Annotated in this window: 19 protein-coding genes; 15 read left to right on the top strand and 4 right to left on the bottom strand. The window is 73.2% G+C overall.

Annotated features, from left to right (window positions below; translation table 11 throughout):
• Positions 1 to 155: 155 nt before the first annotated feature.
• The 4 genes from OOK34_RS02795 (at position 156) to OOK34_RS02780 (ending at position 3,276) form a co-directional block, all read left to right on the top strand.
• Entirely contained in the window at positions 156 to 980 is an 825-nt protein-coding gene (locus OOK34_RS02795; protein WP_267032275.1) for an arylamine N-acetyltransferase, read from the top strand.
• Between the two features lie 32 nt (positions 981 to 1,012).
• On the top strand, positions 1,013 to 1,618 hold the full coding sequence (locus OOK34_RS02790) for a YdbC family protein (RefSeq protein WP_267032274.1): 606 nt from the start codon (positions 1,013 to 1,015) through the stop codon (positions 1,616 to 1,618).
• Between the two features lie 72 nt (positions 1,619 to 1,690).
• Entirely contained in the window at positions 1,691 to 2,350 is a 660-nt protein-coding gene (locus OOK34_RS02785) for a histidine phosphatase family protein (RefSeq protein ID WP_267032273.1), read from the top strand.
• An 11-nt stretch (positions 2,351 to 2,361) separates the two neighbouring features.
• On the top strand, positions 2,362 to 3,276 hold the full coding sequence (locus OOK34_RS02780; RefSeq protein WP_267032272.1) for an ADP-ribosylglycohydrolase family protein: 915 nt from the start codon (positions 2,362 to 2,364) through the stop codon (positions 3,274 to 3,276).
• Positions 3,277 to 3,422: 146 nt separating this feature from the next.
• Here OOK34_RS02780 and OOK34_RS02775 read toward each other — a convergent pair whose 3' ends face one another.
• Complete coding sequence (locus OOK34_RS02775; protein ID WP_267032271.1) at positions 3,423 to 4,976, bottom strand: MFS transporter; 1,554 nt, start codon at positions 4,974 to 4,976, stop codon at positions 3,423 to 3,425.
• 141 nt (positions 4,977 to 5,117) lie between these two features.
• On the opposite strand from OOK34_RS02775, the gene OOK34_RS02770 reads away from it, so the two are divergent.
• The 3 genes from OOK34_RS02770 to OOK34_RS02760 all read left to right on the top strand — a co-directional run bounded on the left by OOK34_RS02770 (position 5,118) and on the right by OOK34_RS02760 (position 7,295).
• Positions 5,118 to 5,753: a TetR/AcrR family transcriptional regulator gene (locus OOK34_RS02770; protein ID WP_267032270.1), complete on the top strand. Its 636-nt coding sequence runs from the start codon at positions 5,118 to 5,120 to the stop codon at positions 5,751 to 5,753.
• A gap of 139 nt (positions 5,754 to 5,892) precedes the next feature.
• The gene (locus tag OOK34_RS02765) at positions 5,893 to 6,603 is read left to right on the top strand and encodes a ribonuclease HII (RefSeq protein ID WP_267032269.1); all 711 of its coding nucleotides are present in this window, start codon (positions 5,893 to 5,895) and stop codon (positions 6,601 to 6,603) included.
• Between the two features lie 59 nt (positions 6,604 to 6,662).
• On the top strand, positions 6,663 to 7,295 hold the full coding sequence (locus tag OOK34_RS02760) for a hypothetical protein (RefSeq protein WP_267032268.1): 633 nt from the start codon (positions 6,663 to 6,665) through the stop codon (positions 7,293 to 7,295).
• A 158-nt stretch (positions 7,296 to 7,453) separates the two neighbouring features.
• Here OOK34_RS02760 and OOK34_RS02755 read toward each other — a convergent pair whose 3' ends face one another.
• Together OOK34_RS02755 and OOK34_RS02750 are read right to left on the bottom strand one after the other, a co-directional pair.
• A complete protein-coding gene (locus OOK34_RS02755) occupies positions 7,454 to 8,083 on the bottom strand; it encodes a hypothetical protein (RefSeq protein ID WP_267032267.1) in 630 nt (209 codons plus the stop codon).
• A gap of 215 nt (positions 8,084 to 8,298) precedes the next feature.
• Positions 8,299 to 10,458: a RecQ family ATP-dependent DNA helicase gene (locus OOK34_RS02750; RefSeq protein ID WP_267032266.1), complete on the bottom strand. Its 2,160-nt coding sequence runs from the start codon at positions 10,456 to 10,458 to the stop codon at positions 8,299 to 8,301.
• Between the two features lie 124 nt (positions 10,459 to 10,582).
• On the opposite strand from OOK34_RS02750, the gene OOK34_RS02745 reads away from it, so the two are divergent.
• From OOK34_RS02745 to OOK34_RS02715, 7 genes are all read left to right on the top strand, one after another.
• On the top strand, positions 10,583 to 11,845 hold the full coding sequence (locus tag OOK34_RS02745; protein ID WP_267032265.1) for a DUF4192 domain-containing protein: 1,263 nt from the start codon (positions 10,583 to 10,585) through the stop codon (positions 11,843 to 11,845).
• A gap of 212 nt (positions 11,846 to 12,057) precedes the next feature.
• Entirely contained in the window at positions 12,058 to 14,187 is a 2,130-nt protein-coding gene (locus OOK34_RS02740; RefSeq protein ID WP_267032264.1) for a glycogen debranching N-terminal domain-containing protein, read from the top strand.
• 117 nt (positions 14,188 to 14,304) lie between these two features.
• Positions 14,305 to 15,051 (top strand): NUDIX domain-containing protein, encoded by a 747-nt coding sequence (locus tag OOK34_RS02735; protein WP_267032263.1) that lies wholly within the window; start codon positions 14,305 to 14,307, stop codon positions 15,049 to 15,051.
• A gap of 188 nt (positions 15,052 to 15,239) precedes the next feature.
• Positions 15,240 to 17,207, top strand: a complete 1,968-nt coding sequence (locus OOK34_RS02730) for an ABC transporter ATP-binding protein (protein ID WP_267032262.1) — start codon at positions 15,240 to 15,242, stop codon at positions 17,205 to 17,207.
• A 201-nt stretch (positions 17,208 to 17,408) separates the two neighbouring features.
• Complete coding sequence (locus OOK34_RS02725) at positions 17,409 to 18,296, top strand: FadR/GntR family transcriptional regulator (RefSeq protein WP_267032261.1); 888 nt, start codon at positions 17,409 to 17,411, stop codon at positions 18,294 to 18,296.
• Between the two features lie 381 nt (positions 18,297 to 18,677).
• The gene (locus OOK34_RS02720; RefSeq protein WP_267032260.1) at positions 18,678 to 20,249 is read left to right on the top strand and encodes an RNA polymerase sigma factor; all 1,572 of its coding nucleotides are present in this window, start codon (positions 18,678 to 18,680) and stop codon (positions 20,247 to 20,249) included.
• Between the two features lie 162 nt (positions 20,250 to 20,411).
• Positions 20,412 to 21,266, top strand: coding sequence for a trypsin-like serine protease (locus OOK34_RS02715; RefSeq protein ID WP_267032259.1), 855 nt, complete (start codon positions 20,412 to 20,414; stop codon positions 21,264 to 21,266).
• Positions 21,267 to 21,463: 197 nt separating this feature from the next.
• On the opposite strand, the gene OOK34_RS02710 is transcribed toward OOK34_RS02715, so the two are convergent.
• Complete coding sequence (locus OOK34_RS02710) at positions 21,464 to 21,700, bottom strand: hypothetical protein (protein WP_267032258.1); 237 nt, start codon at positions 21,698 to 21,700, stop codon at positions 21,464 to 21,466.
• Between the two features lie 447 nt (positions 21,701 to 22,147).
• Here OOK34_RS02710 and OOK34_RS02705 point away from each other — a divergent pair, with 447 nt between their 5' ends.
• Positions 22,148 to 24,268, top strand: a complete 2,121-nt coding sequence (locus tag OOK34_RS02705) for a type IIA DNA topoisomerase subunit B (RefSeq protein ID WP_267032257.1) — start codon at positions 22,148 to 22,150, stop codon at positions 24,266 to 24,268.
• Positions 24,269 to 24,285: the final 17 nt, after the last annotated feature.

The raw sequence follows: 24,285 nt of genomic DNA, 5'->3' as shown, positions 1-24,285 counted from the left end.
ACGAAGGGGACCGGCCATCGGCCGGTCCCCTTCGCCGTGTCCGCGCGCCCCGGGGAATCCTGTTGTCAGTTGGTGTGCGGGGTGGTCATGGCGATCATTGTGTGGGGCCCGGGCACACATGACCCGGGGATTTCACGGCGGGGGAGTGGAGAGCCATGTGGAACGGTGACGAACTGGACCTGGACGCGTACCTGGCGCGGATCGGGCTTGGCGGCCGGGAACTCCGGCCGGACCTCGGGACGTTGTACGCAGTGCATCGCGCCCACACCGCCGCCATCCCCTTCGAGAGCCTGGACGTCCTGCTCGGCCGCCCCGTCGCGCTGGAGGTCAAGGCCATCGAGGACAAGCTCGTGCACGGCCGCCGGGGCGGCTACTGCTACGAGCAGAACACGCTGCTGGCCGCCGCCCTGGAGCGGATCGGCTTCGAGGTCTCCGGGCGCGGCGCCCGCAACCGCACCCGGGGTGACTCCCTGCTGGCGGTGACGCACGCGACCCTCGTCGTCACCGTCGAGGGCGAACCGTGGCTCTGCGACGCCGGATTCGGCTACCAGGGCCCGTGCGAGCCCGTCCCGCTCGCGCGGCCCGGCACCGAGGTGCGCCAGGGGCGGTGGACGTACGCCGTCCACGAGGAGGAGGGCGGCGTCCTCGTGCTCCGCATCCGCCGCGGGGATGTCTGGCGTGACCTGTACGCCTTCTCCCCGCAGCAGTACCACCCCGTCGACTACGTCGTGCTGAACCACTACAGCTCCACGCACCCCCGCTCCTCCTTCGTGGGGCGGACCCTCGTGCAGCTCCCGGGCGATGCCGTGCGCACCACGCTCGTCGGGCGGGAGCTCACCCGCCTCCACCCGGACGGACGGACCGAGCGGGAGCCCGTCGCCTCCGACGGGCTGATCGACCTCCTCGACCGGGAGTTCGGGCTTCGGCTCCCCGAGCGAGATGCGGCGGAACTGGTACGGATCCACCGCTCCGGGGACTGACCCGGGCCGCGCCTGGCCCGTACGATGGCGCGGTGCTGGTCAAGTGGATTCGCTGCACGGTGACGGACCGACGCGGGTTCGAGCGCGGGCAGCGCAAGTGGGCGGGGCTGCCCGGCGAACCGGGATTCCGGGGGCAGGGTGGCGGCTGGAGCAGGGGCCGGCAGGGGGTCGCGCATGTCTTCGCGTTCTGGGAGAGCCGTTCCTTCTACGACTCCTTCATGGCCCGCTCGCACGACAGACTGGCGGCCTCGCAGAACGGCACCTACACCGACGCGCGGGTCACGCTCTTCGACCACCGCTTCGATGTGAAGACCGGCTTCGAGCCGCGCTTCAGCGACGCCGACGTGGTCCGGGTCGCGCACACCCGGGTGCGGGAAGGGCGCCTGGACCACTTCGCGCTGATGCAGGAGAAGGTGTGGAACCCCGCCATGGCGGGCTCGCCCGGCATGATCCGGGGCCTCTTCGGTGAGGCGCCCGGCCGGGAGTTCCTGGTCCTGTCGATGTGGCGGGCGGCGGCCGAGCACGGCAAGTACCGGCAGGAGCGGGTGGAGCGGCTCTCGCTGCGCGCCCAGACCGAGGCCGACGTGGAGGCCCTCACCGGGGACGTCGTGGACCTCGAACCCAGCTGGACGGTATGACCGTACGACAACCGGCGCCCCGACCGGCGTGCCCGGGACCTGCGCGCCCCGGTGGCCGAATAGGGTCGTGGGATGGTTCGACCACGGCGCATCGTCCTTGTCCGGCACGGGGAATCGGAGGGAAACGTCGATGACACGGTGTACGAGCGGGAGCCCGACCACGCCCTGCGGCTGACCCGGGCCGGCCACGAACAGGCCGCGGCGGCCGGGGCGCGGCTGCGCGAGCTCTTCGGCGACGAGCACATCAGCGCGTACGTCTCCCCGTACCGCAGGACCCTGCAGACCTTCCGCGAGCTGCGGCTGGACCCGGCGCGGGTACGGATGCGCGAGGAGCCCCGGCTGCGCGAGCAGGACTGGGGGAACTGGCAGGACCGGGACGACGTGAAGCTCCAGAAGGCGTACCGGGACGCGTACGGGCACTTCTTCTACCGTTTCGCGCAGGGCGAGTCGGGCGCCGACGTCTACGACCGGGTCGGTTCCTTCCTGGAGAGCCTCTACCGCAGCTTCGAGGCCCCGGACCATCCCGAGAACGTCCTGCTGGTCACCCACGGACTGACGATGCGGCTGTTCTGCATGCGCTGGTTCCACTGGTCGGTGGCCGAGTTCGAGGCCCTGTCCAACCCCGGGAACGGCGAATTCCGTGTCCTGCTGCTCGGACCGGACGGCCGGTACCGGATGGACCGCCCGTTTGAGCGGTGGACCACACCCGAGCCTTATGACCTGGACGGCTAAAGTGACGCGCGATGACCGCTGACTCCACTCCCGCAACGCGCTACGCACGCGCCATGTCCAGCCTCCGAGGGCTGGCGCTGGGGGACGCCCTGGGCTCCCAGTACTTCGTTCCCGTCAACTATCCGCTGCTGAAGCGGCGCGAGCTGCCGGCCGGCAGCGAGCCGTGGCAGTGGACCGACGACACCGAGATGGCCTGCTCGGTGGTGGCCGTGCTCGCCGTGCACGGGCGCATAGACCAGGACGCGCTGGCGGCCTCCTTCGCCGACCACCACGACTTCGACCGCGGTTACGGGCCCGCCGTGAACCGGATGCTGCGGCTGGTCCGGGAGGGCGAGGACTGGCGCACGCTGGCCGCCGAGCTCTTCAACGGGCAGGGCTCCTGGGGCAATGGCGCCGCGATGCGCATCGCCCCCCTCGGCGCCTGGTACGCCGACGACCCCGAGCAGGCCACCCACCAGGCGGAGATCTCCGCCTACACCACCCACCAGCACCGCGAGGCGGTGTGCGGGGCGATGGCCGTCGCCGCCGCGGCCGCGCTGGCGGCGTCCCCGGCCGGGCCGCCGACCGCCACGGACCTGCTGGACGGGGTGATCGCGCTGGTGCCGCGCAGTGCCGTGGGCGCGGGGGTGCGCAGGGCGCGGGACATGCTGGACTACGGCGACGCGACCACGGTCGCAGCGGTGCTGGGCTGCGGGCGGCGCACGAGCGCCCATGACACGGTGCCGTTCGCGCTGTGGTCGGCGGCCCGGGCGCTGGACGACTACGAGCGGGCGTTCTGGACCACCGCCCAGGTGGGCGGGGACGTGGACACCACCTGCGCGATCGTCGGCGGGGTACTGGGCGCGCGCGGGGCGGCGGCGCTGCCGCAGGCCTGGCTGGAGCGCACCGAGGCCCTGCCGGACTGGCTGCCGGGCCTGCCCGCCTGACGGCTCCCGCCTGACTCCCGTCTGACGGCTCCCGGCCGGCGGGCCGCCCCGGCGCGGGCGGGCCGGTTGCCGGGCGCGGGTGGCCCCGCGCCCGGTGCTGCGCGTACGCGCGCGGTGCGTCGTACGCCTCGTGCGGAGCCGGGTGCTCAGGCCGCCGGACCGGCCTTGGCCGCAGCGCCTCCCAGGGCCTCCAGGTCGCTCTTGCGCACCCGGATCACCAGCAGCGCGGTGGCCAGGGCCAGCCCCGCCATGGCGACGGCGGCGGCGAAGGCGCTGGAGATGCCCTGGGTGAGGACGATGTCCCCCCAGGGGTCCGGCAGCCGCCCGGTCTGCTTGAAGGCGGCCAGCTGCCCGGGATCGGCCTGCGCCATGAACTCCGGCACCTGCTGGGCGGCTTCGTCGCGGCTGGCCGTGCCGAAGACGGTGACCAGGATGGACAGGCCGAGCGAACCGCCCACCTGCTGACTGGCGTTCAGCAGCCCGGAGGCCGCGCCCGCCTCCTGCGGCGCCACGCCGGACACGGCGGTGAGGGTGAGGGTGACGAAGTTGAGGCCCATGCCGAAGCCGAACAGCAGCATCGGGCCGAGCACGCCGGACAGGTACGTGCTGTCGGTGCGGATGAGGGTCAGCCAGGCAAGGCCTGTCCCGGTGAGCGCGGAACCGGTGACCATGAACGGCTTGGGCCCCAGGCGCGGCAGGAACCGCTGCGAGAGCCCGGCGGCCACGATGATGGCGACGGTCACGGGCAGGAAGCCGACTCCGGACTGGATGGGCGAGAAGCCCAGCACGTTCTGGACGAACTGGACGATGAAGAAGAACATGCCGAACATGGCGGCGGCGAGACCGAGCATGATCAGGTAGGTGCCGGCGCGGTTGCGGTCGGCGAACATCCGCAGCGGGATGATCGGTTCCGCGGCCCGTGACTCGATGAGCACGAAGAGGCCGAGCAGGACGACGGCGGCGGCGAAGGAGCCGATGGTCAGGGAGTCCCGCCAGCCGTCCTCGGACGCGCGGATGAACCCGTAGACCAGCACGGTCATACCGCCGGTGGAGGTGAGCGCCCCGGCCGCGTCGAAGCGGCCCGGGTGCCGTTCGGACTCGTTGATGTAGAGCGGGGCGAGGACCGCGATGAGCACGCCGATCGGCACGTTGACGAAGAGCACCCAGCGCCAGTCGAGCCATTCGGTGAGCATGCCGCCGGCCAGCAGGCCGATGGCGCCGCCGCCCGCGGACACGGCGGCGAAGACCCCGAAGGCGCGGTTGCGGTCGGGGCCTTCGGCGAAGGTCGTGGTGATCAGGGCGAGTGCGGTCGGCGAGGCGATGGCGCCGCCGATGCCCTGGACGGCGCGGGCGGCCAGCAGCTGCCAGGGCTCCTGGGCGAATCCGCCGAGCAGGGAGGCCAGGGTGAAGAGCAGGATTCCGGCCACGAAGACACGACGCCGGCCCATGATGTCGCCGGCCCGGCCGCCGAGCAGCAGCAGGCCGCCGAACGCCAGGGTGTAGGCGCTGATCACCCAGGAGAGGTCGGTGGTGGAGAAGGAGAGGGCGGTCTGGATGTGCGGGAGCGCGATGTTCACGATCGTCGCGTCGAGGACGACCATCAGCTGGCAGGCGGCGATGACGACGAGGGCCACACCTGGACGCCCGGGCCGTCGGGCGGCCCCCGGTATCCGGGGCGTGGCGAGTTGGGTGCTTGTCACTGTGGATCCCCCCGAAGTGAAATAGTGAACGCAATCGTTCACAGCGGGTCCAAGGTAGGAGCCCGGATGTAGGGAACGCAAGCGTTCACTAAGGCTGAAAATGCGTGCGGGGGACGCACCGGCCGGTCGGAGGTATGGAGCATGGCGGGTTCGGGCTGGTCGGCGGAGGCGGCGCCGCAGGCGCAGGCGGTGCCGGAGGCGGCGGCCGGGCGCAGGCGGGGGCCGGCGCTCGAACGGGCGATTCTGGACGCGGCCCTGGAGCAGCTGAGCACCGTCGGCTGGAACGCCCTCACCATGGAGGCGGTCGCGGCAGGGGCGCGCACCGGGAAGGCGGCCCTCTACCGCCGCTGGCCCTCCAAGGCGGATCTGGTCGCCGAGGTGCTGCGGGAGGGGCTGCCCGGGCTGGGCGAGATCGCCGATCACGGGTCGGTGCGCGAGGACCTCTATCGGCTCACCGTGCGGATGCGGGACGTCATGCGTTCGCGGGCCGGGGTCGCCCTGCGCGCGGTCCTTCACGAATGCGATCACGCCCACGCCGACCTGTTCCGCGAGGTCATCTGGAAGGGTCTGCACGAGCCGGCGCAGGAGGTGATCCGCGAGCTGGTACAGCGCGGAATCGAGCGGGGAGACGTGCGGTCCGACGCCACGAGCCCGCTGGTCGCCGATGTGATTCCGGCGATGCTGATGTACCGCGCCAAGGTGTGCGGGAGCGAATGGCCGGATGCGGAGATCGCCGAGATGATCGACGGGCTGATGGTGCCGATGCTCCGGGCGTGAACCGCCCGCGAATGCCCGCCCGCGACCTCCGTACGGGCTTGCGGGCGGCCGCGCACCGGGCCCGCGGACACGCCCCGCCCCCACTTGCCCCAGGCCGGGGTGTGCAGGCGGCCCGGGGCGGCGTAACCTTGCTGGCGCCATGCCGTACGAAGCACCCACCCACACCGTCGAGCGCTCCCTCCGTGCAACCACCGGCGCCAAGGTCATCGCCGGGGTCGACGAGGTCGGACGAGGGGCCTGGGCCGGTCCCGTCACCGTCTGCGCGGCGATCACCGGCCTGCGCCGGCCGCCCGCGGGGCTCACCGACTCCAAACTGATCACCCCCAAGCGACGCGACGCGCTGCTCGACGTCCTCGAGGACTGGGTCACCGCGCACGCCCTCGGGCACGCGTCCCCGGAGGAGATCGACGAACTGGGGATGACCGCCGCCCTGCGGCTCGCGGCGGTGCGTGCGCTGGAGGCCCTCCCGGTCCGGCCCGACGCGGTGATCCTCGACGGCAAGCACGACTACCTCGGCGCGCCCTGGCAGGTCCGTACGGTCATCAAGGGCGACCAGTCCTGCGTCTCCGTGGCCGCCGCCTCGGTGATCGCCAAGGTCCGGCGCGACCGGATGATGGCCGAACTCGGCGAACCGGGCGACGGAATAGAGGACTTCGCTTTCGCCGCCAACGCCGGCTACCCCTCGCCCGTGCACCGGGCCGCGCTGGAGAAGCGCGGTCCCACCGCGTACCACCGGCTCTCGTGGTCGTACCTCGACGCGCTGCCCCAGTGGCGGCACTTGAAGAAGGTACGGCGCAGCGAGGAAGCGATGGAACTGGAAAACGGAGGCCAACTCGGCTTCGATTTCTGATCGCACCCACGTGCCACCCACCGGTACGTTTCGTACCGGTGTTTGATAGATATCAACTCATGCCTCTCACCCCCGCCATCGAGGAGCCTCAGATTCACGAGAGTGCCCAGGGTCCCCGCGTCACGCCGGCCGCGAGCCGCACCGCGCAGACCCCCCGCCCTGTACCTGGTCCGCGTCCCGCAGCCGTTCCCCGGCCCGGGCGCCCCGGTCCTGTCCGTCCCGGTCCGCCCGCGCAGCGCGCGGCGCAGGCCACCCCCGGACCCGTTCCCGCAGCCCCCACCGCACCGTCCGTCTCGGCGGCGGTGCCGCAGGTCCAGCTGATCCCGGCGTCCGCCGAGGGTGCGCTGGACGCGGCCGAAGAGGCCGTCGACCTGCTGCTCGACACCGGGCGCGCGCCCGGCGACATCCTGGTGATCACCACCGGCGACCCGCACCCGTGGGCCGCGCACGAGCTGTCCTTCGGCGAGGCCTCCTACTGGGCCCAGCACGACGCCGGGGACGACGTCTTCTACGCGGACGCGGCGCACGTTCAGCGCGCCGTGACCCGCCCCGTCGTGGTCTTCGCGGCCAACGGCGGACCGGCCGGGACGACTGCCGCCGCACTGCCGGTCGCGCTCACCCGGGCCGGTGCGCTGCTGATCGTGTGCGGCGACGTCAAGGAGATCAACTCCGTGCTGGGCGCGGGCGTCTGACGCCCTAGTACCGCACGCGGGCGACGGGCGGGGCGGGCCGGGAGCCGGCCCCGCTGAAGTCCCAGGCCCGACCAGCCGTACCCCCGATTCCTGGGAGTACGGCCGTGAGGGCTGCCCGCGTGCCGTGCGAGGGCGGGCTGTCAGCGGGCTGCGGTCCGTCAGCGGGCGACGGTCCGGCGCAGGGCCTCCGACGTGCCGCCGACGGTGCTCAGGGTCAGCGGTGCGAGCTCTGGGGTCAGGGAGCCGAGGGGCTCGGGCCGGGAGTCCGAGCTGGGCCGCCGCCCGCCCCGGCCTTCGCCGAGCACCTGCCAGCCCCCGCGGGTCAGCGTGATGTACGCGCCGCAGCGCAGCCCGTGCAGGGTGCAGGCGTCGCGCAGTCCCCACATCCAGGCGCCGTCCTCCTCGGTCCACCGCTCGTCGCCCTCGCGGCAGTACATCAGCACCGCCGTCCGGACGGGGGTCCGCCGCCGCAGGTCGTGCGGGAGGACCCGGCGCAGCCGGGACAGCAGGGCGTTGCGGTACTCCCAGCCGTCCGCGGAGACGGATTTCTGCACGAACGAGGCGCTCGCGACGAGCTGTTCCTCGGGGCCGAGCACGGCTATGACGGCGGTGGACGGAACCGGGCTGTGCCGGGAGTGCAGCCCGCTGACCACCTCGCGCGGATTGCGGAGCAGGGGAACTCCCGCCGCCGTCCACTCCGAGGGTTCGAGCAGTCTGCCGTGCCGGCTGGTGCCACCGGCCGCCGTTGCCAGGGACGTGGTCGAGGACGGGGCGAATCCGAAGGTCACGGTCCTCCCTTCGGGTACACGCCCGCGTACGGGCACGGCTGAGGTGCGGGCGCGCCGCAGCGCGGCCCTGGAGAGTGCCGACGAGCCGAGCGGGAGCACTCCGATTCTCGCGTGGCCCGCGAGGATGGGGCAATGAGCATTTGCGGCCGCAGACCGGAATTCGCCGGTATGCCGTTCATATCCTTGCCCCGCCACGCCGAAGATGACGCATTCCGCTACGGCTGGAGCGCGAGCACCAGCGGAAACACCTCCTTGGCCCCGGCCCGGCGCAGCAGCCGGGCGGCCACCGCGAGGGTCCATCCGCTCTCCGAGCGGTCGTCGACGAGGAACACCGGACCCTGGACCTCGGCCAGGGTGGCCGCCAGGGCTGGCGGCACGGTCAATGCCTGGTGGAGCGCGCGCACCCGCTGGGCGCTGTTCGAGGACGGCAGCCCGAACTGCGGTGCCTGATCCGTGTATTCCAGCGTCCCCAGCAGGGGGATCCGTCCCACCTCCGCGATCCGCGCCGCCAGGGAGCCGACCAGCTGCGGGCGGCTGCGCGAAGGCAGCGAGACCACGCCCACGGGCCTGGCGGGAGCGTCAGCGGCCCCCGAGGCCCAACCGCCAGGCCCCCGGGCCCAGTCGGCGAGCACGGCCACCACGGCCTGCGCGACATCGTCCGGAACAGGCTGGTCCGGCGCCTGCGCGGCGAGCATGGGGCGCAGCCGGTTGCCCCAGCCGATGTCGGACAGCCTGCCCAGGGCCCGGCCGGTCGAGGACTGTTCCCCGGCCGGGATCCGGCCCTTGAGGTCCACGCCCACCGCCGCGAGCCCGGTCGGCCACATCTTGCGCGGTTCCAGCTCCACGCCCGGGCGGCCCAGTTCGCCCCGGGCGGTGTCCAGTGCGGTGCTGGAGACGTCGGCCGTGAAGCGGGCGCCGGCGCAGTTGTCGCAGCGGCCGCAGGGCGCGGCCTCCTCGTCGTCGAGCTGACGGCGCAGGAACTCCATCCGGCACTCGGTCGACGCTGCGTAGTCCCGCATCGCCTGCTGTTCGGCGGCCCGCTGCCGGGCGACCCAGGCGTAGCGTTCGGCGTCGTACACCCAGGGCTCGCCGGTGGAGGTCCAGCCGCCCTTGACGCGGTGCACGGCGCCGTCCACATCGAGCACCTTGAGCATCGTCTCCAGCCGGGTGCGGCGCAGGTCGACCAGCGGTTCCAGGGCGGGCAGCGACAGCGGGCGGCCCGCCTGGGCCAGGACGTCCAGGGTGCGGCGGACCTGCTCCTCCGGGGGGAAGGCCACCGAGGCGAAGTACTGCCAGATCGCCTCGTCCTCGCGGCCGGGCAGCAGCAGGACCTCGGCGTGCTCCACGCCGCGGCCGGCGCGGCCCACCTGCTGGTAGTAGGCGATGGGGGAGGAGGGCGAGCCCAGGTGCACCACGAAGCCGAGGTCGGGCTTGTCGAAGCCCATCCCGAGGGCGGAGGTGGCCACCAGGGCCTTGACCCGGTTGGCCTGGAGATCCCTCTCGGCCTGTTCGCGGTCGGCGTTCTCGGTCTTGCCGGTGTACGAGGAGACCGTGTGCCCGCGGTGGCGCAGGTAGGCGGTGACCTCCTCGGCGGCGGCCACGGTCAGGGTGTAGATGATTCCGGAGCCGGGCAGGTCCGCGAGGTGGTCGGCGAGCCAGGCCAGCCGGTGCGCGGCGTCGGGCAGGGCCAGGACCGCCAGGCTCAGGCTTTCGCGGTCCAGCGGGCCGCGCAGCACCAGGGCGTCCGTGCCGGCTCCGGTGCCGAGCTGTTCGGCGACGTCGGCCGTCACCCGGGCATTGGCGGTGGCGGTGGTCGCCAGGACCGGGACGCCCGGGGGGAGGTCGGCCAGCATCGTGCGCAGCCGTCGGTAGTCGGGGCGGAAGTCGTGCCCCCAGTCGGAGATGCAGTGCGCCTCGTCGACCACGAGCAGCCCCGTGGCGGCCGCCAGCTTGGGGAGCACCTGGTCGCGGAAGTCCGGGTTGTTGAGCCGCTCGGGGCTGACCAGCAGGACGTCGACCTCGCCCGCCGCGACCTCGGCCTGGATGCCCTCCCACTCCTCAGGATTGGCGGAGTTGATGGTGCGCGCGTGGATGCCGGCCCGGGCGGCCGCCTCGACCTGATTGCGCATCAGCGCGAGCAGCGGGGAGACGATGACGGTCGGACCGGCGCCGCTCGCCCGCAGCAGGGACGTGGCCACGAAGTAGACCGCGGACTTGCCCCAGCCCGTGCGCTGCACGACCAAGGCCCGCCGCTTGTGTGCGACGAGGGCCTCGATGGCCCGCCACTGGTCCTCGCGCAGCCGTGCGGTGCCCGTGGGGTCGCCCACGAGACGGGCGAGTACGGAATCGGCCGAGGACCTCAGGTCTGCGTTCATGCCCCCATGCAACCCGATGTCTCTGACATCGCGCCAATGCGGCTCCGCACCTGTGGATGTTGAACTCTGGACGAGTTATCCACAGGGGTTTCCGGATCGGAGCACGCGCGGGACCGTCGGACGCATGACGACGAACCACGAATCACGCAGCCAGTCCGGACGGCCTTCCCTCAGCCCGTCCGGAGCACCCGCCGAACCCCAGATCACCCTGCGCAGCCCGGCCGAACTGGCCGACGCGCTGCCCTACATGCTCGGCTTCCACCCCACCGACTCCCTCGTCATGGTCGCCGTGCACGGCGAGGGCGGACGCTTCGGCGGCCGGCTCCGGGTCGGGATCCCCACCGCGCCCGCCGAATGGGAGGACACCGCCCGCCAGGTCGCCGAATGCCTGATCCGCGGCAGCGAGCGGCGCGCCGGCAAGCCCGACGGCATCGTGGTCTTCCTCTGCAAGGACCCGCAGGGAGGCGAGAGCGGGCAGCGGGTCATGACCCGGCTGCGGCCGCTGGCCCAGCGGCTGCGAGTCGCCTGCGGCGCCCTGGACGTGCCGGTCCTGGAGGCCCTGTGCCTCTCCGGCGGGCGCTACTGGTCGTACACCTGTGGCGAGGCCGGATGCTGCCCGGCCGAGGGCACCCCGCTGGCCCCGCCCGGCACCTCGGTGATGGCCGCCGCGGCCACCTTCGCCGGGCTCCAGGTGCGGGGCTCCCTGAAGGAGATCGAGAGCCGGCTGACCCCGCTCGGCGGGCCCTGGGCCGCCGAGCAGGAGGAGGCCCTCGAGCGGGCCGCCACCGCCCTCGTCCCGAGGATCCTCGACGGGGCTACCCGGGAGGAGGTCGGCGCCGAGACCCTCGCCCTGGCGCGGACCCTGATGCGGCGCCTGACCCTGGCCCCGCCCGCCGAGGGCGGACCCCGCGCCGACGACTGGGACGACGCGCTGCTCGGTCACGACGAGGCCGCCGCCGTGATCCTCGGGCTCCAGGACCGGGAGATCCGCGACATCGCCGCCGAATGGATGGAGGACGAGGAGGCCGCCCCCGCCCTGCGGCTGTGGCGGGCCCTGGCCCGGCGCTGCGTCGGGGCCTACGGGGAGCACGCCGCGGCCCCGCTCACCCTGGCCGGCTGGGTCTCGTGGTCCAGCGGGGACGAGCCGACCGCCCGGATCGCCTTCGGACTGGCCCTGCGGGCCGACTCCGAGTACCGGTTCGCCCAGCTCCTCCACCACGCCTGCAACGAGGGCATCGACCCCGAGGGGCTGCGCCAGTGCCTGCGGGAGGAACGCGGGCGCCGCGAACCGGGCCGCAAGCGGCCCGCCGGGGCCACCCGCCCGCCCGGCCGCCGGACCGGACAGCGCCGCCGCGCCTCCCGCCGCCCCGAGGGGAGCGGACAGTGAGCCCCCGTCAGGCCCCCGGCGGAGGCACCCGCGTGCGGCGGCTCCGGAGCGCCATGGGGGCGGCCCTGCGCCGCCGGTACGCCACCCGGCGCGGGCAGCCGCCACCGGCGCCCGTGACCCGGGCGGGGGTGGGGGCGTTCAGCTGGGGGGTGGTGGGGGCCCGGCCGCGCCGCCGCCCCGCAGAACCGGCCGGAGCGCAGACAAGGCGGCACATGGCTCCCCCCGTACCCGAAACCGGCCCGCCCGGACCCCCTCCCACCCCGGCGCCCCGCCCGCCGCTGAGGCCGGCGGAGGGTCCTTCGGGCCGGGTGCCGCCGAGCCCGCGGGAGCGCCCGGCGAGCCCTCCCGCGGGAACCGCGCCGACCGGGCCGCCCCCCGGCGCCGGTGTGGGCGCTGGGCGGCGGGCCGAGTTGCCGCCGGTGCACGGGGCCGTCATCTGCGTCGCCGCGCCCTTCCTGGCGATCTCGCCCGAGCACGGCCAGCTGACCGGGCGGGGGATCGACGGGATCTACCGCTCCGGGCGGCGGCTGCTGTCGCGGTGCGTACTGCGCGTCGCCGGGCGGGACCCGGTGGCCGTACAGGGGCGCAGCCTCGGCGCGGACCGGGCCGCCTTCACCGCCACCGTCCGCACCGGGGTCGAGGCCGGACCCGACCCCGACATCGGGGTGGAACGCGTCCGCCACGCGGACGGCACCGAGCGGATCACCGTGCGCAGCTTCGCCGCCCGCCCCCTGCGGCTGCCCGTGGAGGTCTCCCTCGGCACCGACCTCGCCGAACTGGCCGCGGTGGCGGCGGGCCACGCCGGCCCGGAGCTCGCCGCCGGGGTGCACGCGGCAGGGCTGCGCTGGAGCACCGGGGACGCCCTGGCCGTCACCACCGCCGAACCGGCCCCCGACGACGCCCTCGCCTCGGCCGGGCTGCTGCGCTGGGAACTCGAGCTGGGCCCAGGGGAGTCCCGCAGCATCGAGCTGCGGACCACCCGGGACCGCAGCGCGCGGGCCCCCGCCGGGCAGGTGGCGAACCCGCTGGCCGCGGCCCGCGCCGAGGGGGACGACCCCAGGGCCGACGCCTGGTTCCGGACCAGCGTCGAAGACCTCCGCGCCCTGCTCCTGCGGGACCCCGCGGAACCAGGCGACGCCTTCGCGGCGGCAGGCGTGCCGTGGCGGCTCGGGCTGGCCCCGGCGGAGTCGCTGTGGGCCGCGCGGATGGCACTCCCGCTCGGCACCGGGCTGGCCGCCGCCACCCTGCGGACCCTGGCCCGCAGCCAGACCGGGGGGCGCGGCCCCGGCGCGGGGAAGATCCCGGGACCGCTGCGCGCCGCCGGACCGCAGCTGCCGCCCGGATGCACCGGGACCGAGGCCACCCTCGGCTTCCCGGTGGTGCTCGCCGAGGCCCGGAGATGGGGGCTGCCCGAGGAGGAGGTGGCCCAGCTGCTGCCCGCCGCGGAGCGCTGCCTGGACTGGCTGCGCGGGGCGCTGGGGGAGGACGGCTTCCTGGCCGACCCCGATCCGGGGCCACGGCGCTGCGAGACCCAGGCCCACGCCTACCGTGCCGCGCTGCTCGGCGCCGACCTGCTCGACGGATGCGGGCGGAGCGGAGCGGGGGAGTGGCGGGAACGGGCGGCCGCCCTGCGGGAGGGGTTCCGGGCCCGGTTCTGGATCGACGGCCCCGACGGGGGCCGCCCCGCCGCCGCCCTGCATCCCGACGGCCGGCCGCTGCCCCGGCTGACCGGGGCCGCCGTACACCTGCTGGACACCGGCCTGCTCGGCGGGGGCCGGCTCGCGCCCGGCCTGCTGGACCGGGTCCGTACCGAGCAGCTCGCCCGGCTGCTCGGAGCCCCGGCCATGGACTCGGGATGGGGGCTGCGGAGCATGGCGGCCCGCGAACCGGGACACAACCCCTTCGGCCACAGGTCGGGCGCGGTCCGGGCCCACGAGAGCGCCGTCGCGGTGGCCGGGCTGGCCCAGGCCGGCTTCGAGAAGGAGGCCGCCGGCCTGCTGCGGGGCCTGCTCGACGCGGCGGAGGCCTTCGCGTACCGGCTGCCGGAGATGTACGCCGCCGAGCAGCGCACCGCCGGCAGCGCACCCCTTCCGCATCCCGCGGCCTGCCGCCCCGCCGCGGTGGCCGCGGCCGCCGGGATCCACGCGCTCACCGCCCTCGCCGGAATCCGCCCGGACGCCCCGGCGGGCACGGTCGCCGTGACCCCGCAGGCGGGCGCCCCGCTCGGGGCCCTGCGCCTCTCGGGCCTGCGGGTGTCGGGGGAGCCGTTCACCGTCCGGATCAGCCGCCTCGGCGTCGGCATGGTGGAGGAGGCCGCCGATGGGCTCCAACTGGGAGGGTGAAGCGCGTCCCGCACGGCGGCCCCGCATGCTCGGGATGGTCCTGACTGGGTTCCAGATCACCGTCTCCGGGATCACCAAAGCACTGTTTATCGTCAGGCAGACGACTATGATCGCGGCATGTCGCCCTACGACCCGTCGGCCTTTCCGCCCTTCGCCGTCACCGTCGACCTGGTCGTGCTCACCGTGCGGCGCCACGCGCTCTGCGCGCTGGTCGTGCGACGGGGTGAGCAGCCGTTCCAGGGCCGCTGGGCCCTGCCCGGCGGTTTCGTGCGCGGGGACGAGGACCTGGCGGCGGCCGCGGCCAGGGAACTCTCCGAGGAGACCGGGCTGTGCGCGCACGACCCGGCCGTACCTGGCGTGGACAACGGAGCGCACCTCGAACAGCTCGCCACGTACGGCGACCCGCAGCGCGACCCCCGGATGCGGGTGGTCAGCGTGGCGCACCTGGTCCTCGCCCCGGACCTCCCCGCGCCCAGGGCGGGCGGCGACGCGAACAGCGCCCGCTGGGCCCCCGTCGACGAACTCCTGGAAGGCCCCGACCAGGCCTCCGCCGGGCTCGCCTTCGACCACGCGCGGATCCTCGCCGACGGCGTCGAGCGCGCCCGGTCGAAGATCGAGTACTCCTCCCTGGCCACCGCCTTCTGCCCGCCCGAGTTCACCGTCGGTGAGCTGCGCCGGGTGTACGAGGCCGTGTGGGGCGTGGCGCTCGACCCGCGCAACTTCCACCGCAAGGTCACCGGGACCCCCGGGTTCCTGGTGCCCGCCGGGGGGACGACCACCCGTCAGGGCGGGCGGCCCGCACAGCTGTTCAGGGCCGGCGGGGCGACTCTGCTCAACCCGCCGATGCTGCGCCCGGAAGTCTGACCCGCCGCAACCCCCGCCTCCGCAACCCCCGCCGCCGAAATCCCCGCCACCAGGGCGCACCCCACCCCGGTCGGCGGCAATACGGGCACGGACCCGGGCCGGTTGCGCAGAAAATCGGACATATCGCGTTATCTTGCATGCGGTACTCACCCTGCCGCAGAACGGTCTCACACCCTGCGAGAGAAGCGATGCTCCAGGCCATCGGACTCACCAGCACACCCCGTCGAGATCTCCCGCCCCTCGTGGACGACCTCACCTTCGAGGCCCGCCCGGGGTGCGTGACCGCCCTGCTCGGAGAGCCGGGTTCGGGCAAGACCACCGCACTGCGGCTCATGCTCGAACTCGAACCGGGCCGCGGCGTCACCTACTTCCGCGGCCGCCCGCTGCACCGCATCGCGCATCCCGGCCGGGAGGTCGGCGTCCTGCTCGGAGACGTCCCCGGACATCCCTCGAGGACGGTTCGCAACCAGCTGAGGATGCTCTGCGCCGCCGTCGGCGTCCCAGCCTCCCGGGCCGACGCCATGATGGAGGTCGTCGGTATCGGCGGCCTGCGCGACCAGCGTCTCGGCTCGCTCTCGGCCGGCATGGACCGCCGCGTCGGGCTGGCGGCGGCCCTGCTCGCCGACCCCTGCACCCTGCTCCTCGACGAACCGGCCGCCGGGCTCTCCCCCCGGGAACGCGCCTGGCTGCACGGGCTGCTGCGCGGACACGCCTCCCTCGGCGGCGCCGTGCTGTTCACCACCGACGACGCGAAGGAGGCCGCCCGCAGCGCGGACCGGGTCGTGTCCATCGCCTCGGGCCGGCTCGTCGCCGACCAGGACGCCGCGGACTTCGCGCGCACCCGGCTCCGGCCGCGGGTCGCCGTGCGCACCCCGCACGCCGCCCGGCTGGCCGACGTACTGGGCCGTGAGGCCAGGGCCGCACACCGCGTGGTGGAGATCGTCGAGGAGAGCGGCAGCCGGCTCTCGGTGTACGGGAGCAACTGCGCCGAGGTCGGCGAGGCCGCCTTCCGGCACGGCGTACTGGTCCACCAGCTCGCCGACGAGACCGGAGACGCCGGAGCGCCCGTCCCGCCCGTGCCGCAGGCCCGCACCGGGGCCGGCTCGGGGGTCCGGGTGGAGGCCCGGGTCGAAGCCGGTGCCCAGGTCCGCACCGGACCGGGTGCCGCGGCCGGCCCGGACGCCGCAGTCCACCCCGACCCCCGCCCCACCACCAGTCCCACCTCCAGCCCCACCACCGGGGTCCGCGCCGAGCCGTCCGCCGGAGCCCCGCCCGCCCCGGCACCCGCCCCGGCATCCGCCCCCGAGCCCGCCGGGCTGCCGGGGTCCGCACGGCGGCACCGACGCGCCCGCTCCGGGCGCCCCGCCCCGGCGGTGCGCCGCGTGGGCGGTCCGCTGCGCCCGCTGCGCTACGAGCTGCGCCGCGTCTTCGGCACCGCCACCCCCTTCCTGACGGCCGCCCTCGTCGTCGTCGTCTCCGCCGCCACCGCCCTCGTACTCGCGCGGGCCGGCCACACCCCGCAGAACCGGGTCCTCGCCGCCTGGCCGGAGCTGTTCCCGCTGCCCCCCGCCGCGCTCGGCGCCGGGCTGCTGGGCGCCCTGGCCTTCGGCGAGGAGTACCGCTACCCCGCCCTCGCCGCGGACCGGGGCACAGTGCCGCGCCGGCTGGGGCTGCTCACCGCCAAGCTCGGGGTGTGCGCCGCCCTGGCCCTCGCGCTCGGGGCCCTCGCGGTCACCGCCGACGCCGCCGCGCTCCGGCTCGTCTTCGGTACGGCCCCGCTGCGCGCCCCGGCGGAGTGGCTCGCCCCGGCCGCGAGTTGGGCCGGGCTGCTGGTCGGCTGCGCCTGGGCCGGGGTGCTCGCCTCCGGGGTCTTCCGGTCCGCCGTCGCGGGCCTGGCCGCCGTGCTCGCCGTGCCGGTGATGGTCGTACCGCTGGTGCGCAAGGCGCTGGAGGGGCCGTCCGCGTACCCGGTGAGCGGAGTCGCCTCCCGGCTGCGCGGCCTGGCCTCGTCCCCGTGGCCGCCGGAGGCGGACCGGTACGTCCTGGGGGCCCTTCGGGTGATGGCCCAACCCGTCGGCACCGCACTGGTGTTGTCGTTGATGGTCCTGTTGTGCGCCTATGGGTTCACAGGACTGCGCGGACGGGTCCGTTGGTGATCGTTCCGGTGCGGGAGACGACTCCTGGAAGACCGGAGAAGTCCACATCAAGCGAAATCACGCGAAGCGGACCGCAACTCCCCGCAAAAGGCCCGGTTCTTTACGATAAGTCGTCAATTGCGTAGGTGGCACCGATCACCCTTTCGTGTGCTTTTCACCAAAGACCTCAAGGGTCGTGGAAGCACGGCCGACAAAGGATTCGTGAGTACCCTTGCGCACACCATGATGACCGCCGCCCGCCATGCCGACACCGGCCTCGCCGGCCCGGGCGAACTCGACCGCTACCCCTACGCGGAGGCCTCCGGCTCCGACCGGGTCGGACCGCCCCACTGGGACGGCGCCGACGTCGAGTTGAGCCGTGTCGGCCGCCGGGCGGCCGGCAGCCGCGGCCGCGGACTGCACGGCCAACTCGTCCAGCAGCTCGGCCAGATGATCGTCTCCGGCGACCTCGGCGCGGACCGGCCGCTGGTCCCCGAGGAGATCGGCCAGCGCTTCGAGGTCTCCCGTACCGTCGTCCGCGAATCGCTGAGGGTCCTGGAGGCCAAGGGCCTCGTCAGCGCCCGCCCCAACGTGGGCACCCGGGTCCGCCCGGTCGCCGACTGGAACCTGCTCGACCCCGACATCATCGAGTGGCGCGCCTTCGGCCCCCAGCGCGACGACCAGCGCCGCGAACTCAACGAGCTCCGCTGGACGATCGAGCCGCTGGCCGCCCGCCTCGCCGCCGGCCACGGACGCCCGGACGTCCAGCAGCGCCTCTCCGACATGGTCGAGATCATGGGTCACGCCCTCGGCCAGGGGGACGCGATCACCTTCGCGCGCGCCGACAACGAGTTCCACGCGCTCCTGATCCAGGTCGCGGGCAACCGCATGCTCGAGCACCTGTCGGGCATCGTCTCCGCCGCCCTCCAGGTCTCCGGCAGCCCCGTCACCTCCTGCGACCGCCCCGGCGAAACCTGTGTGGCGCACCACGCGCGGATGGTCGAGGCCCTCGCCTCCGGCGACAGCGCGGGCGCCGAGAGCGCCATGCGCCAGCTCCTGACGGTGCATCCGGAGGTCGAGCGCGTGGTCCCCGCCCCGCGCGAGCACTGACGCTCCGACGCACGGGGGCGTGGGAGCGCACCACCGGTCGCCGGGTCCCCTTCGGGCCCGGCGACAGCGGCGTACGAGGCGGTTCGCGGGCCCCCGAACAGGTGCGCACGACCGCAAAACGGGCACGAGTGAGCACCGGGTGTGACACAGGCCACGAAGAGGTGTGACTCGGGCCACGAAGATTGGGCGTAACGCTCCGCGACGTCACGCGATGACCTAAGAGGTGATGGCCGACGGAGGGAAGACAGCAGCCCTTGGGGGTGCTGTGCAGCTCCCCGGCCCCTGCCCGCGCCCCCGGCCCATCCCCAGTCGGTGTCGTCGGCTCCGGTCCAGCACCAGGCCGGGGTCGGAAGCCGTTCCCATCGTTCCGAGAGGTTGTTCGTGTCGGCCAGCACATCCCGTACGCTCCCGCCGGAGATCGCCGATTCCGAGTCTGTGATGGCGCTCATCGAGCGGGGCAAGGCCGAGGGGCAGATCGCCGGCGATGACGTGCGTCGGGCCTTCGAGGCTGACCAGATTCCTGCGACCCAGTGGAAGAATGTTCTGCGCAGCCTCAACCAGATCCTCGAGGAAGAGGGTGTGACGCTGATGGTCAGTGCCGCGGAGTCGCCCAAGCGCACCCCACGCAAGAGCGTCGCAGCGAAGACTCCCGCGAAGCGGACGGCGACCAGGACCGTCGCGGCCAAGACGGCGGCCGCCCCGGCAGCGGCCGACACCGCCGCGGAGGCGGGGACCACGGACCCCGACACCGCTGACGCTCTCGCCGAGGAGCCCGGAACCGAGCCCGCCGTGAAGAAGACGGCGGCGAAGAAGGCCACGGCCAAGAAGGCCGCACCCGCGAAGAAGACCGCTGCCAAGAAGACGGCGGCCAAGAAGACCGCCGCCAAGAAGGACGCCGACGAGGGCGCCGAGGAGACCGGCGACGAGGGCCCCGACGCCCCGAAGGCCGAGGCCGAAGAGGAAGAAGAGGGCGGGGAGAACAAGGGCTTCGTCATCTCCGACGACGAGGACGACGCCCCCGCCCAGCAGGTCGTCGTGGCCGGCGCCACCGCCGACCCCGTCAAGGACTACCTCAAGCAGATCGGCAAGGTCCCGCTGCTCAACGCCGAGCAGGAGGTCGAACTCGCCAAGCGCATCGAGGCGGGCCTGTTCGCCGAGGACAAGCTGGCGAACTCCGACAAGCTGGCGCCCAAGCTCAAGCGCGAGCTGGAGATCATCGCCGAGGACGGCCGCCGGGCCAAGAACCACCTGCTGGAGGCCAACCTCCGCCTCGTGGTCTCGCTGGCCAAGCGCTACACCGGCCGCGGCATGCTCTTCCTGGACCTGATCCAGGAGGGCAACCTGGGTCTGATCCGCGCCGTCGAGAAGTTCGACTACACCAAGGGCTACAAGTTCTCGACCTACGCGACCTGGTGGATCCGGCAGGCGATCACCCGGGCCATGGCCGACCAGGCCCGCACCATCCGCATCCCGGTGCACATGGTCGAAGTGATCAACAAGCTGGCCCGCGTGCAGCGCCAGATGCTCCAGGACCTGGGCCGCGAGCCCACCCCGGAGGAGCTGGCCAAGGAACTCGACATGACCCCCGAGAAGGTCATCGAGGTCCAGAAGTACGGCCGCGAGCCGATCTCCCTGCACACCCCGCTCGGCGAGGACGGCGACAGCGAGTTCGGCGACCTCATCGAGGACTCCGAGGCGGTCGTCCCGGCCGACGCCGTGAGCTTCACGCTCCTCCAGGAGCAGCTCCACTCGGTGCTCGACACGCTCAGCGAGCGCGAGGCCGGCGTGGTCTCGATGCGCTTCGGACTGACCGACGGACAGCCCAAGACCCTCGACGAGATCGGCAAGGTCTACGGGGTCACCCGCGAGCGCATCCGCCAGATCGAGTCCAAGACGATGTCGAAGCTGCGCCACCCGTCGCGTTCGCAGGTGCTGCGCGACTACCTGGACTGATCTTCGACCGGACCTCGACGGTTCCCCCGGCTGATCCGGCCGGATCCGGGCGGAGACGGCCGGCGGGGGGCGGGGGCGTGCGACGGTGGCCGCGCAGGTGCGCGCGGCCACGGGGCATCACACTCTGGGTGGAGTCATGCACACTCAGAGTCAGGAGGCCTCATGCGTCGTCCCTTCGCCCGTGTCCTGGCGGGCGCTCTGACCCTGGTGGCGGGAGCGGCCGCGGCGCCGTTGGCCCAGGCGCCCAGGGTGGCGGCGGACAGCGTCGTCATAGGCGGGAAGCCGGTGCAGGTCGCCGACAGCCCGTGGGTCGTGGCCCTCGCCAGCCGTGACCGGTTCGGGGGAATCCGGGACGGGCAGTTCTGCGGAGGTGTCGTCGTCGCTCCGACCACGGTGGTGACCGCGGCCCACTGCCTGGGCCGGCAGGTCCTGGGCGGGCCGGTCGAATCCGTCACCGACCTCCGCGTGATCACCGGGCGTACGGAGCTCCGCGCGCCCGAGGGCCGCGAGATCGCGGTGCGCGCGGCCCGGGTGAATCCGGCCTACGACCCCGGGAGCAACGCCGGGGACCTCGCCGTACTGGAGCTGGCCGAAGCGGTGCCGGCGGACCACGTGCTCCCCATGGCCGGGCCCGGCCACGGGGGCTACGAGGCGGGCACCGAGGCGGCCGTCTACGGCTGGGGCGACACGAGCGGCTTCGGCGACTACGCGTACGGGCTGCGCGCGGCCCGGGTCACCGTACTGGCGGACGAGGTCTGCCACCGGGCGTACCCGGGAGACTCGGACGGGCAGTACCGGGAGGAATCCATGGTGTGCGCGGGCGACCGGTCGGGCGGGAAAGACGCCTGCCAGGGCGACAGCGGCGGGCCGCTGGTGGCCCAGGGGCGGCTCATCGGGGTGGTGTCCTGGGGCCGCGGCTGCGGGCGCGCCGACAGTCCTGGCGTGTACACGCGGATCGCCCCGCTGGTCGGCTTCGTGAGCGCCCCCGAGAGCTCCGCGCGGCCGGGCGGAGTCTAGGAGCACCGCCGGGGCGTCCGGAGGGGCTCCAGGCCCCCCGTACGGCCCGGCAAAGGGGTGCGGGGGCCGGATGGAGGGTCCGGAGCGGGGATGTGCCTCGGATATGAGGACGGGCGGCGTCCCTGGGTCTCAGAGATGCCGCCCGTCGACCGGCCTGGCCGGTCCTGGCTCGTCGGATGCGAGGTATAGGCCTTGTGTCAGCGGTCCTCGGTGTCGGCTGCCGAAGCGGCCGGAGCGGACGTGAGCCGCTCGGTCTCATCCTGTATTTCCGCGGCGATCTTCTTGAGTTCCGGCTCGAACTTACGCCCGTGGTGGGCGCAGAAGAGCAGTTCACCACCGCTCAGGAGGACGACGCGCAGATATGCCTGGGCGCCGCAACGGTCGCATCGGTCAGCGGCCGTCAGCGGGGTCGCGGGTGTCAGAACAGTAGTCACGTCGCCTCTTCTCTAGCTCGACGAGCTGTCGTACCAGGGTCAACATCCAACCAGGCCGAAAACGTTCCCGCTCGCGGCTTTTCCTCGAAACTTCCTTCCGAAGCTGGCCGGCTGCTGCCGGTTGGCGGCGAAGGAGCCGTATTGCGTTGCTTTACGGTTTCGCGTTGTCAGTCGTTCGCTTGTAGCAGTTCTCGTCCCCTCCGGCGTGAGTGCCGGTTGTTCATGAGGACGTGCCCGAACCCTAAATGGTTCATGCCTGGAAGGGAACGTGATGTTTGCTTCACCCCCACGGGGGATCGAACACCCGTGCGGATCTGCACTAGGCTGAGGAACCCACGAGGGTGGCGTTGCATCGGCTCTACCAGGCCTCGGTACCCTTCGACCGGCGACCCAGCCACCCCTGCGCCCGACCGGGCCAGAAAAGAAATTCAGCGAGGAGCGAACTGCGTGACCGCCGACACGTCCGTGCCTTCCAGTGCGCTGCTGTCCGGAGCAGACCGGGACGGCTCCAACTACACCGCGCGGCACCTGCTCGTCCTCGAAGGCCTCGAGGCCGTCCGCAAGCGCCCCGGCATGTATATCGGCTCCACCGACAGCCGAGGCCTGATGCACTGCCTCTGGGAGATCATCGACAATTCCGTCGATGAGGCCCTGGGCGGCTACTGCGACCACATCGAGGTGATCCTCCACGAGGACGCCTCCGTGGAGGTCCGGGACAACGGCCGCGGCATCCCCGTGGACGTCGAGCCCAAGACCGGCCTGTCCGGTGTCGAGGTCGTCATGACCAAGCTGCACGCCGGCGGCAAGTTCGGCGGTGGCTCGTACGCGGCCTCCGGCGGTCTGCACGGCGTCGGCGCCTCCGTGGTCAACGCCCTCTCCGCCCGCCTGGACGTCGAGGTCGACCGGGGCAGCTCGACGCACGCCATCAGTTTCCGCCGCGGCGTCCCCGGGCTCTTCACCGAGCAGGGCGCCGACAGCCCCTTCGACCCCTCGGGCGGGCTCCGCAAGGTCAAGCGCATCGCCAAGGGCAAGACCGGCACCCGGGTCCGCTACTGGGCCGACCGCCAGATCTTCCTCAAGGACGCCCGGCTCTCCCTGGAGACCCTCTACCAGCGCGCCCGCCAGACGGCCTTCCTCGTCCCCGGCCTGACCATCGTCGTCCGCGACGAGCGGGCCATAGACGGCGCCGGCAAGACCGAGGAGACCTTCCGCTTCGACGGGGGCATCAGCGAGTTCTGCGAGTACCTCGCCCAGGACAAGGCCGTCTGCGACGTGCTGCGCCTGACCGGTACGGGCACCTTCAAGGAGACCGTCCCGGTCCTCGACGACCGCGGCCACATGACCCCCACCGAGGTCACCCGCGAGCTGGGCGTGGACATCGCCCTGCGCTGGGGCACGGGGTACGAGACCAACGCCAAGTCCTTCGTGAACATCATCGCCACCCCCAAGGGCGGCACCCACGTCTCCGGCTTCGAGCGCTCGGTCGCCAAGACCGTGAACGAGGTGCTCCGCTCGGCGAAGCTGCTGCGCGTCGCCGAGGACGACGTGGTCAAGGACGACGCGATGGAGGGCATGACGGCCGTCGTCACCGTCCGCCTCGCCGAACCGCAGTTCGAGGGTCAGACCAAGGAGGTCCTCGGCACCTCCGCGGCCACCCGGATCGTGGCCGCCGTGGTCGCCAAGGAGCTCAAGGCCTTCCTGACCTCCACCAAGCGCGACGACAAGCAGCAGGCCCGCGCCGTGATGGAGAAGATCGTCGCGGCCGCCCGGACCCGCATCGCGGCCCGCCAGCACAAGGAGGCGCAGCGCCGCAAGACCGCACTGGAGACCTCCTCGCTGCCGGCCAAGCTGGCCGACTGCCGCAGCGACGACGTGGAGCGCAGCGAGCTCTTCATCGTCGAGGGCGACTCGGCCCTCGGTACGGCCAAGCTCGCCCGGAACTCGGAGTTCCAGGCGCTGCTGCCGATCCGGGGCAAGATCCTCAACGTCCAGAAGTCCTCGGTCTCGGACATGCTCAAGAACGCCGAGTGCGGCGCGATCATCCAGGTCATAGGAGCGGGCTCGGGCCGCACCTTCGACCTCGACGCCGCCCGCTACGGCAAGATCGTCCTGCTCGTCGACGCCGATGTCGACGGCGCGCACATCCGCTGCCTGCTGCTCACGCTCTTCCAGCGGTACATGCGCCCGATGGTCGAGGCGGGCCGGGTCTTCGCGGCCGTGCCGCCGCTGCACCGGATCGAGCTGGTCCAGCCGAAGAAGGGCCAGGACAAGTACGTCTACACGTATTCGGACAACGAGCTGCGCCAGACCCTGCTGGAGTACCAGCGCAAGAACATCCGGTACAAGGACGCCATCCAGCGCTACAAGGGCCTCGGCGAGATGGATGCCGACCAGCTGGCGGAGACCACCATGGACCCCCGCCACCGCACCCTGCGGCGGATCAACATCGGCGATCTGGACGCCGCCGAGCAGGTCTTCGACCTGCTCATGGGCAACGAGGTGGCCCCGCGCAAGGAGTTCATCACCGGCTCCGCCGCGACGCTGGACCGCTCGCGCATCGACGCCTGACGCATCCGAGGTACCGG

The sequence above is a fragment of the Streptomyces sp. NBC_00091 genome (assembly GCF_026343185.1).
Classification (GTDB): Bacteria; Actinomycetota; Actinomycetes; order Streptomycetales; family Streptomycetaceae; genus Streptomyces.
Note: the sequence above shows the minus strand (reverse complement) of the source record. Positions and strands in the feature narration are given on the sequence as shown.

Coding starts and splice junctions, on each gene's coding strand:
- OOK34_RS02735 (WP_267032263.1), top strand. CDS start 14,305: ATGTCGCCCTACGACCCGTCGGCCTTTCCGCCCTTCGCCGTCACCGTC.
- OOK34_RS02745 (WP_267032265.1), top strand. CDS start 10,583: ATGACGACGAACCACGAATCACGCAGCCAGTCCGGACGGCCTTCCCTC.
- OOK34_RS02750 (WP_267032266.1), bottom strand. CDS start 10,458: ATGAACGCAGACCTGAGGTCCTCGGCCGATTCCGTACTCGCCCGTCTC.
- OOK34_RS02770 (WP_267032270.1), top strand. CDS start 5,118: ATGGCGGGTTCGGGCTGGTCGGCGGAGGCGGCGCCGCAGGCGCAGGCG.
- OOK34_RS02760 (WP_267032268.1), top strand. CDS start 6,663: ATGCCTCTCACCCCCGCCATCGAGGAGCCTCAGATTCACGAGAGTGCC.
- OOK34_RS02785 (WP_267032273.1), top strand. CDS start 1,691: ATGGTTCGACCACGGCGCATCGTCCTTGTCCGGCACGGGGAATCGGAG.
- OOK34_RS02765 (WP_267032269.1), top strand. CDS start 5,893: ATGCCGTACGAAGCACCCACCCACACCGTCGAGCGCTCCCTCCGTGCA.
- OOK34_RS02715 (WP_267032259.1), top strand. CDS start 20,412: ATGCGTCGTCCCTTCGCCCGTGTCCTGGCGGGCGCTCTGACCCTGGTG.
- OOK34_RS02740 (WP_267032264.1), top strand. CDS start 12,058: ATGGCTCCCCCCGTACCCGAAACCGGCCCGCCCGGACCCCCTCCCACC.
- OOK34_RS02795 (WP_267032275.1), top strand. CDS start 156: ATGTGGAACGGTGACGAACTGGACCTGGACGCGTACCTGGCGCGGATC.
- OOK34_RS02730 (WP_267032262.1), top strand. CDS start 15,240: ATGCTCCAGGCCATCGGACTCACCAGCACACCCCGTCGAGATCTCCCG.
- OOK34_RS02780 (WP_267032272.1), top strand. CDS start 2,362: ATGACCGCTGACTCCACTCCCGCAACGCGCTACGCACGCGCCATGTCC.